Source organism: Wolbachia endosymbiont of Laodelphax striatellus (assembly GCF_007115015.1).
GTDB lineage: Bacteria > Pseudomonadota > Alphaproteobacteria > Rickettsiales > Anaplasmataceae > Wolbachia.
The window spans coordinates 1,291,846-1,298,179 of record NZ_MUIX01000001.1 but is presented as its reverse complement, the minus strand read 5'-3'; the positions used below and the strand labels follow the sequence as shown (position 1 = coordinate 1,298,179).

The following is a 6,334-nucleotide window of genomic DNA, read 5'->3' as shown; positions in this document are numbered from 1 at the left end:
CCACATGAGCAAATGACGTCTGAAAGTCTGGAAAGCTTACAAAAAGAAGTAGACCGACTATATGAAATGTTCGTCCAGCTAATAGCACGTAATCGCAATCTTTCTATACAAGCAATCAAATCAACGGAAGCAGGGCTATATTTTGGCGAGAAAGCAGTAGAAATAGGTCTTGCAGATGGAGTTACAACATTTTTTGAATTTATCAACAATCATAAAAGTAGGAGTGTTAGTATGACAACTATTGAGGAGAACTATCGTAGAGAAATTTTAGAGATAATAAGATTATGTAATGTATCAAAGATGCCAGAAAAGATAGGAGAATTTATAGAGCAAGGAGTAAGTATTGAGAAAGCACGGGAAGTTTTAATGGAGTTACTTGCAGAGCGAACGAAAAAGACAGAGATACTGAGTGCAATACCACAGAATTCAGGAGAAGAGTTGATGATGCAGGTAGCTAAAGCTAGAGCACAATCAAGTATTTAAGTTTTTTTATAACCGCCGCATACAATAACTACAAACATGGCGGTAAAACTAAAGGAAAAAAGGAGAAAAGAAAATATGACATGTATAACCGAACAAAATAATCTAGGTGACCTATTAAAGTATGAGGCATCAAGTTTATATTCAAGAGACCAAATAACGGTAGCAAAGGGACAAAATCTGAAGCTAGGAACAGTAGTTGGTTATGATACTAAAGATAATTTAATTAAAGCTTTAAATCCAACTGCCACAGATGGTACACAAACAGCGATAGGTGTAATAGCAAGCGATGTAAACGCAAAGGAAAATAGTAAAGGAGTAATTATTGCTCGTGGTGCAATGCTAGCTGATCATGCAGTTGTATGGCCAGCAAATATCACTGAAGAGCAGAAAGCTGCAGCAATAAAGCAACTTGAAGCACGAGGGATCATTATCCGCAAGGGAGCTTAAAAAGCTATTAAAAACACAAAAGGGGGAAAATAAAAAATGCAAAATCCATTTACAAATACAGCATTTAGCATGACGGCACTAACAAATGCGATGAATATATTGCCGATAAATTATGGACGTGTTGAAAATTTAAATTTATTTCCAAGTAGATCAGTAAGATTTAGACATATCACCATAGAAGAGCAAAATGGAGTATTAAGTTTACTACCAACGCAGTTACCCGGAGCACCAGGAGCAGTAGGAAAAAGAGGAAAAAGAAAGGTAAGAACATTTACGATTCCGCACATTCCGCATGATGATGTAGTGTTACCAGAGGAAGTACAGGGAATAAGGGCATTTGGATCAGAAAGTGAACTGAAAGCGCTGGCAGACGTAATAACTGACCATTTACAGCTAATGAGAAACAAACACGCAATAACATTAGAGCATTTGCGAATGGGAGCGCTGAAAGGAATAATTTTAGATGCTGACGGGTCAGAATTATTAAATCTGTACAACGAATTTGAAATCACACCAAAAGTAGTAAATTTTGCACTGGGAACAGCGACAACTGATGTAAAACGTAAGTGTCTGGAAGTACTCCGGCACATAGAAGATAATCTAAGTGGTGAATATATGACAGGAATTCATGCCTTGGTAAGCCCTGAGTTTTTCGATGCATTAACTTCTCACGTTAAAGTAAAAGAAGCATATGAAAGATGGCAAGAAGGAGCAGCGCTAAGGAATGATATGAGATCAGGATTTACGTTCTGTGGAATAACATTTGAGGAATATAGAGGGCAAGCAACAGATCCTGAAGGAACCGTGAGAAGATTTATTGAGAAAGATACGGGGCACTGTTTTCCACTAGGAACAGCAAGCACATTTACAACGTATTTTGCACCAGCAGACTTTAATGAGACAGTAAATACTCTTGGACAGCCACTCTATGCAAAACAAGAGCCAAGGAGGTTTGATAGAGGGACCGATTTACATACACAGTCAAATCCTTTGCCAATGTGCCACAGGCCTGGAGTGCTAGTAAAAATTAGTTCTAGCTGATGAATATAGGAAAACTATTGAAAGATTGTTTTGAGCATTTAGGAGTGGAAGCCATATACTGTAATAAAAATAAGGAGGCGATTCGAAAAATAAAAGTGCTAATTAAACGTCCTGAGACTACGTACTCTCTAGGTGCAGATGGAGCATTAACTCAGCAAATTGCCTCAATAGAGATATGCAGTGAGGACGTTACTTCCTTTAGCATAGGTAATTATATCAAGATTGAAAAAAGATTCTACAAGATTTTTGAACTACCATTGAAAGATTCTTCGGGTAAGATATTGAAAATTGAGGCAATAGAAAGTGTTTGATATAAAAACTAATAACAATATTAATGAAATAATCTCGAATATTGAAAGAAAAGAGCAGAAAATAAGACTGGCAGCTATAAAAGCGCTGAACAAAACAGCAATATGGCTAAAATCAAAAGCAGCTAAGGAAATCAGTGAGGAAAAGAGAATAAAATTAAGTTTGATAAGAAAGAGATTAAGAATTTTTAAGGTGAAAACTAGCAGATTAGAAGTGTTAATTAGAGCAAATCTCTATGACATTAGAGCATCGACAATTGGTAAAATACAAAAAACAAGAAGAGGATCGAAAGTAGGAAAGCATGAGTTTATAGGAGGATTTGCAGCAGTTATGCCAAAAGGAAATAGCGGTATGTTTAAACGTGAAGGAAGAGCAGCATTGCCAATAAAGGAAGTTAAATTGCCATTGGAACCAGAAGCATCAAAAGTAATAAGAGATCTTGTTAATTATGAGGTTGAGAAAGTGTTTGAAAAGTTCTTTGAGCGTGATATTACAGAAAATGTATGAATTTTAAAGATTTACATCAAGCAATTTGCACTAAGTTAAAAGAAGAAATATCAGCAATACAGACGTGCGAAATTTATCCATCAATAAGAAAAGAATTATTAGCGCCAGCGGTGTTTGTAGAACTTAGCAGTCTTGAAAAAGGAAATGATCCTGGAACAGAGGAATTAGCGCTGAAAGCAAGATTTGAAGCAAGAATTGTGATTGATAGCACAATAGAAAATGCTCCTATTATTGTCAGAACATTAGCTGCTGAGATTGCGAAAGTAGTAAATAAAAATACTTGGAAGGTGAAAAATGTTTCGCCAGGAGAATTTATCTCTGCGGAAATTGACGGATTTAGACCAGAATTAGATGCGTATTTGGTGTGGTTGGTTGAGTGGAGTCATCAGCTTCATTTAGGTAAATCGATATGGACAGAAAATAAGATTAAGCCACATACGATTATAATAGGAGAAAATGTTAGAGAGTAATTTTGCTATTTCAGAGCTGCAAAGAAAGTTAGCAAACATTGTACGAATAGGGCTTGTAAAAGAAGTAGATTATGAAAAAGCAAAAGTAAGAGTGAAAATAGGAGATATTGTAACAGATTATCTGCCATGGACAACAAGCAAAGCAGGAAAAGATAGAGATTGGTCTCCACCAGATATCGATGAACAGGTATTAGTATTGTCACCATTGGGAGAGTTATCATTAGGAATAGTATTACCAGGAATATATCAGGAAAAGTACCCTGCACCAGAGAATAAAAAAGAAATAAATAGTATAAAATTTCAAGATGGGACGAAGTTTACATATGATAAAGGTAAGCATCATTTAGAGATTGAAGTAGCAGACAAAATAACACTGAAGGCTGGGAAATCGAGTATAGAAATGACAAAAGGTAGTATTAAATTAAAAGCAAGAAGAATAGACTTGAATTAATATATATGAGTAAAGCAGTTGTTTGCATAGGAGATCATTGTACAGGTATGCCGATTCATGTCTGTGTGAGTGGGAGTGAAGATGTATTTGTTAATGGTAGACCTGCTTGTCGTAAGGGTGACATCTTGACTATTGGGGAAATAGTAACGCAAGGATCAAACAGCGTATTTGTGAATGGTATTGGTATTGCACGAGTAGGAGATACAGTTTCCTGTGGATTTAAGGTAATAGGAGGAAGTAGCAGCGTTTTTTCTGGATAAAGATATGAAGGGAATGAATGCTAAAACAGGAAAAGCATTAGAAGGAATAGAGCACTTAAAGCAGTCGATAATTGATATATTAACCACTCCTATTAAAAGTAGAATAATGAGGAGAGATTATGGCTCAAGATTATTTGAATTAGTAGATAAGCCAATAAATAGAGATTTAACACTTGAGATATATGCAGCAACAGCAGAAGCACTGGGGAAATTTGAGAAGAGATTTAAGTTAGAAAAAGTAAAAGTTGAAGGAGTAAAAGAAGGGAGAGTAACATTGAATTTAGAAGGTGTCTATCTTCCAGAAGGCAAGTTCATAAATATTAATGGAGTAGTTGTTTAAAAATGCAGCAGCCAAATATTATCGAACCACTGAACTTTGAAGAGATTTTTTCTCGGATGAAGGAAGAGTTAGTAAAAAGTTTTACAGCATTAGTAGAAAGTGACCCAGCGATAAAGGTATTAGAAGTAGCAGCATGGAGGGAATTGTTACTAAGACAAAGAATAAATGAATCAGTAAAGAGCAATTTACTAAAATTTGCAACGGGAGAAGATCTTGATAATTTAGCTGAGTTTTATGGAGTAGAGAGGCAGAAAGAAGAAGAGGATGAACGATTTAGAAGAAGAATTAAAGCAAAGATAGTAGGCTCAAGTAAGGGAGGAAGCAAAGAGTATTATCGTTATCATGCACTTTCGGCAGATAGAAGAGTAAAAGATGCATTAGTAGAATCACCTATACCAGGGAAAGTACAGATCTCGATTTTATCAACACAATTATCCACAACTGACATAGCTTCAGAAGAGCTACTTGAAATTGTAAAAAAGCAGGTTACTAGAGATGATATAAGGGTTTTAACCGATACAGTAACAGTAATTGGTTGCAATATTATGGAAATAGATATTCACAGTAGAATGAGCATAAGTCCTGTAATATCGAAGGAAGAAATCAAGAACGCAGTTTATTGAGAAGTTTGAAGCAAGTAGAAGGTTGGGATGGAATGTTACAAAATCATGGATAATAGCGAATCTATTTGTAGATGGTGTAGAAAATGTGGAATTAATCGAGCCAAAAGAGGATGTTGTGGTGCTAGGTAACGAGTGTGCAAATTTGCGAAATTTAAAGATTGAGTAATGCTGTTACCCCCAAACGCAACAAAGCAAGAGCAAGCATTAGTAAAGGCTATTGATTATAAAGTTGATCCAAACTGTATCAGAGGGTTTAAATTTAGTCCAGGGGAAAAAGTATTACCATGGATAATAGAAGAATATGGTTTAGAAGAGATACTGCGTTGGGCAAAAGAGAAAAGAAGAGCGATAAAAGAAGGGGTAGAATTTCAGCGTTTAAGAGGAACACCTGCATCACTAAAAATAGCACTAAAATGGGCAAATATAGAAGATATTACAATTATCGAAGAACCACCTGGTAAGCACTTTTTTGAATTGCAGATAGGGATAAGGGATGTTCCAAATGACTTTTTTGTAGATGCAGTAGTAGAGCTAGCAAAGCTATCATTGCCCGTAAGATCTCGACTAATGAGGATTTTCAATGATCACTATAATATTAGCAGATTTATTTTAGATGAAAGTTTATTTGGAAGTTTGCTATCGGATTACTCAGGGATAAAAATTGAAAAAGACGGACCAGTATTATCGTTTGGAAGAGTAAATTTTTTCAGGTTTAGTGGTACATCAATTAAGGTTATAGAGAGTTATCTACGTAACCATTATGAACAAGCATTTAGTAATGATATATATCGGTTAGATGTAGCAGTACTTGGGGAAACAGAGCCTCACACGAAGGATTACAAAGGCATCTATGAAAGAAATCATCAGTGGTATAACTCAAAAGCACTACATCCACTACCACAGAGCTTATTGCCAGAAATAAAGTTTGCAAAAGCACAGATAGTATTATCGGATAGTTGGAGATTAGGAGAAATAAATGCGTGCTTTCCAGTTGGTAGTGTAGAGGAAAGAGGGAATAAATTTGTATTGGGAAACGATAAACTTTCAGGGCAACGTTGGAATTTAAAACACAAACCAATTTTAGAAAGATTTGGCGTTACTCATTTTTATCAAACAAAGAACTTCATTGACCAAAAAATAGTAGGATACGTTATAGCAGAACACAATATTAGGTATGAGAACGATTTAGATTCAGAGCAGAAAGACTCAATACACGAATTAGAAAATTACATTTTAGTGTTTTACCCAGGAGTACTGAAATGGCACGAACATCGACATTTGCACAGAAGTTGGAAAAATAGTCAAGTAATATGTGTAATAAGTTAAGTACTTATACTTAGATCCTCATATATTATATTAATATAAGGTTAAAGTATATGAAATAAAAAGAAAAGGACTTGCTT

10 protein-coding genes and 1 pseudogene are annotated in these 6,334 nt (G+C 35.3%); all 11 read left to right on the top strand.

Features of this window, described 5'->3' with window-relative positions; translation table 11 throughout:
- Positions 1 to 483: S49 family peptidase (locus BVG17_RS06365; protein WP_177429431.1), on the top strand; the 483-nt coding region annotated here is incomplete at its 5' end.
- Between the two features lie 75 nt (positions 484 to 558).
- Positions 559 to 930 (top strand): head decoration protein, encoded by a 372-nt coding sequence (locus BVG17_RS06360; RefSeq protein ID WP_010405448.1) that lies wholly within the window; start codon positions 559 to 561, stop codon positions 928 to 930.
- A gap of 36 nt (positions 931 to 966) precedes the next feature.
- Positions 967 to 1,971, top strand: coding sequence for a major capsid protein (locus BVG17_RS06355; protein ID WP_010405450.1), 1,005 nt, complete (start codon positions 967 to 969; stop codon positions 1,969 to 1,971).
- Positions 1,971 to 2,282 (top strand): head-tail joining protein, encoded by a 312-nt coding sequence (locus tag BVG17_RS06350; RefSeq protein WP_029237677.1) that lies wholly within the window; start codon positions 1,971 to 1,973, stop codon positions 2,280 to 2,282. The genes BVG17_RS06355 and BVG17_RS06350 overlap by 1 nt, the downstream gene beginning before the upstream one ends.
- Entirely contained in the window at positions 2,275 to 2,787 is a 513-nt protein-coding gene (locus tag BVG17_RS06345; RefSeq protein ID WP_010405454.1) for a phage tail protein, read from the top strand. Before BVG17_RS06350 ends, BVG17_RS06345 begins: the two co-directional genes overlap by 8 nt.
- The gene (locus tag BVG17_RS06340) at positions 2,784 to 3,257 is read left to right on the top strand and encodes a hypothetical protein (protein ID WP_010405456.1); all 474 of its coding nucleotides are present in this window, start codon (positions 2,784 to 2,786) and stop codon (positions 3,255 to 3,257) included. The genes BVG17_RS06345 and BVG17_RS06340 overlap by 4 nt, the downstream gene beginning before the upstream one ends.
- Positions 3,244 to 3,708 carry a phage baseplate assembly protein V gene (locus BVG17_RS06335; protein WP_096641463.1) on the top strand — a complete coding sequence of 155 codons (465 nt, stop codon included), beginning with the start codon at positions 3,244 to 3,246 and terminating at the stop codon, positions 3,706 to 3,708. Before BVG17_RS06340 ends, BVG17_RS06335 begins: the two co-directional genes overlap by 14 nt.
- Before the next feature lie 5 nt (positions 3,709 to 3,713).
- Positions 3,714 to 3,968, top strand: a complete 255-nt coding sequence (locus tag BVG17_RS06330; protein WP_010405460.1) for a PAAR domain-containing protein — start codon at positions 3,714 to 3,716, stop codon at positions 3,966 to 3,968.
- 4 nt (positions 3,969 to 3,972) lie between these two features.
- The gene (locus BVG17_RS06325; protein WP_010405462.1) at positions 3,973 to 4,308 is read left to right on the top strand and encodes a GPW/gp25 family protein; all 336 of its coding nucleotides are present in this window, start codon (positions 3,973 to 3,975) and stop codon (positions 4,306 to 4,308) included.
- 2 nt (positions 4,309 to 4,310) lie between these two features.
- Positions 4,311 to 5,097, top strand: a pseudogene (locus BVG17_RS06320) (baseplate assembly protein).
- Complete coding sequence (locus tag BVG17_RS06315) at positions 5,097 to 6,257, top strand: phage tail protein (RefSeq protein ID WP_077188546.1); 1,161 nt, start codon at positions 5,097 to 5,099, stop codon at positions 6,255 to 6,257. Before BVG17_RS06320 ends, BVG17_RS06315 begins: the two are co-directional and overlap by 1 nt.
- The last annotated feature ends 77 nt before the right edge of the window (positions 6,258 to 6,334 follow it).

Coding starts and splice junctions, on each gene's coding strand:
- BVG17_RS06360 (WP_010405448.1), top strand. CDS start 559: ATGACATGTATAACCGAACAAAATAATCTAGGTGACCTATTAAAGTAT.
- BVG17_RS06355 (WP_010405450.1), top strand. CDS start 967: ATGCAAAATCCATTTACAAATACAGCATTTAGCATGACGGCACTAACA.
- BVG17_RS06350 (WP_029237677.1), top strand. CDS start 1,971: ATGAATATAGGAAAACTATTGAAAGATTGTTTTGAGCATTTAGGAGTG.
- BVG17_RS06340 (WP_010405456.1), top strand. CDS start 2,784: ATGAATTTTAAAGATTTACATCAAGCAATTTGCACTAAGTTAAAAGAA.
- BVG17_RS06335 (WP_096641463.1), top strand. CDS start 3,244: ATGTTAGAGAGTAATTTTGCTATTTCAGAGCTGCAAAGAAAGTTAGCA.
- BVG17_RS06330 (WP_010405460.1), top strand. CDS start 3,714: ATGAGTAAAGCAGTTGTTTGCATAGGAGATCATTGTACAGGTATGCCG.
- BVG17_RS06325 (WP_010405462.1), top strand. CDS start 3,973: ATGAAGGGAATGAATGCTAAAACAGGAAAAGCATTAGAAGGAATAGAG.
- BVG17_RS06315 (WP_077188546.1), top strand. CDS start 5,097: ATGCTGTTACCCCCAAACGCAACAAAGCAAGAGCAAGCATTAGTAAAG.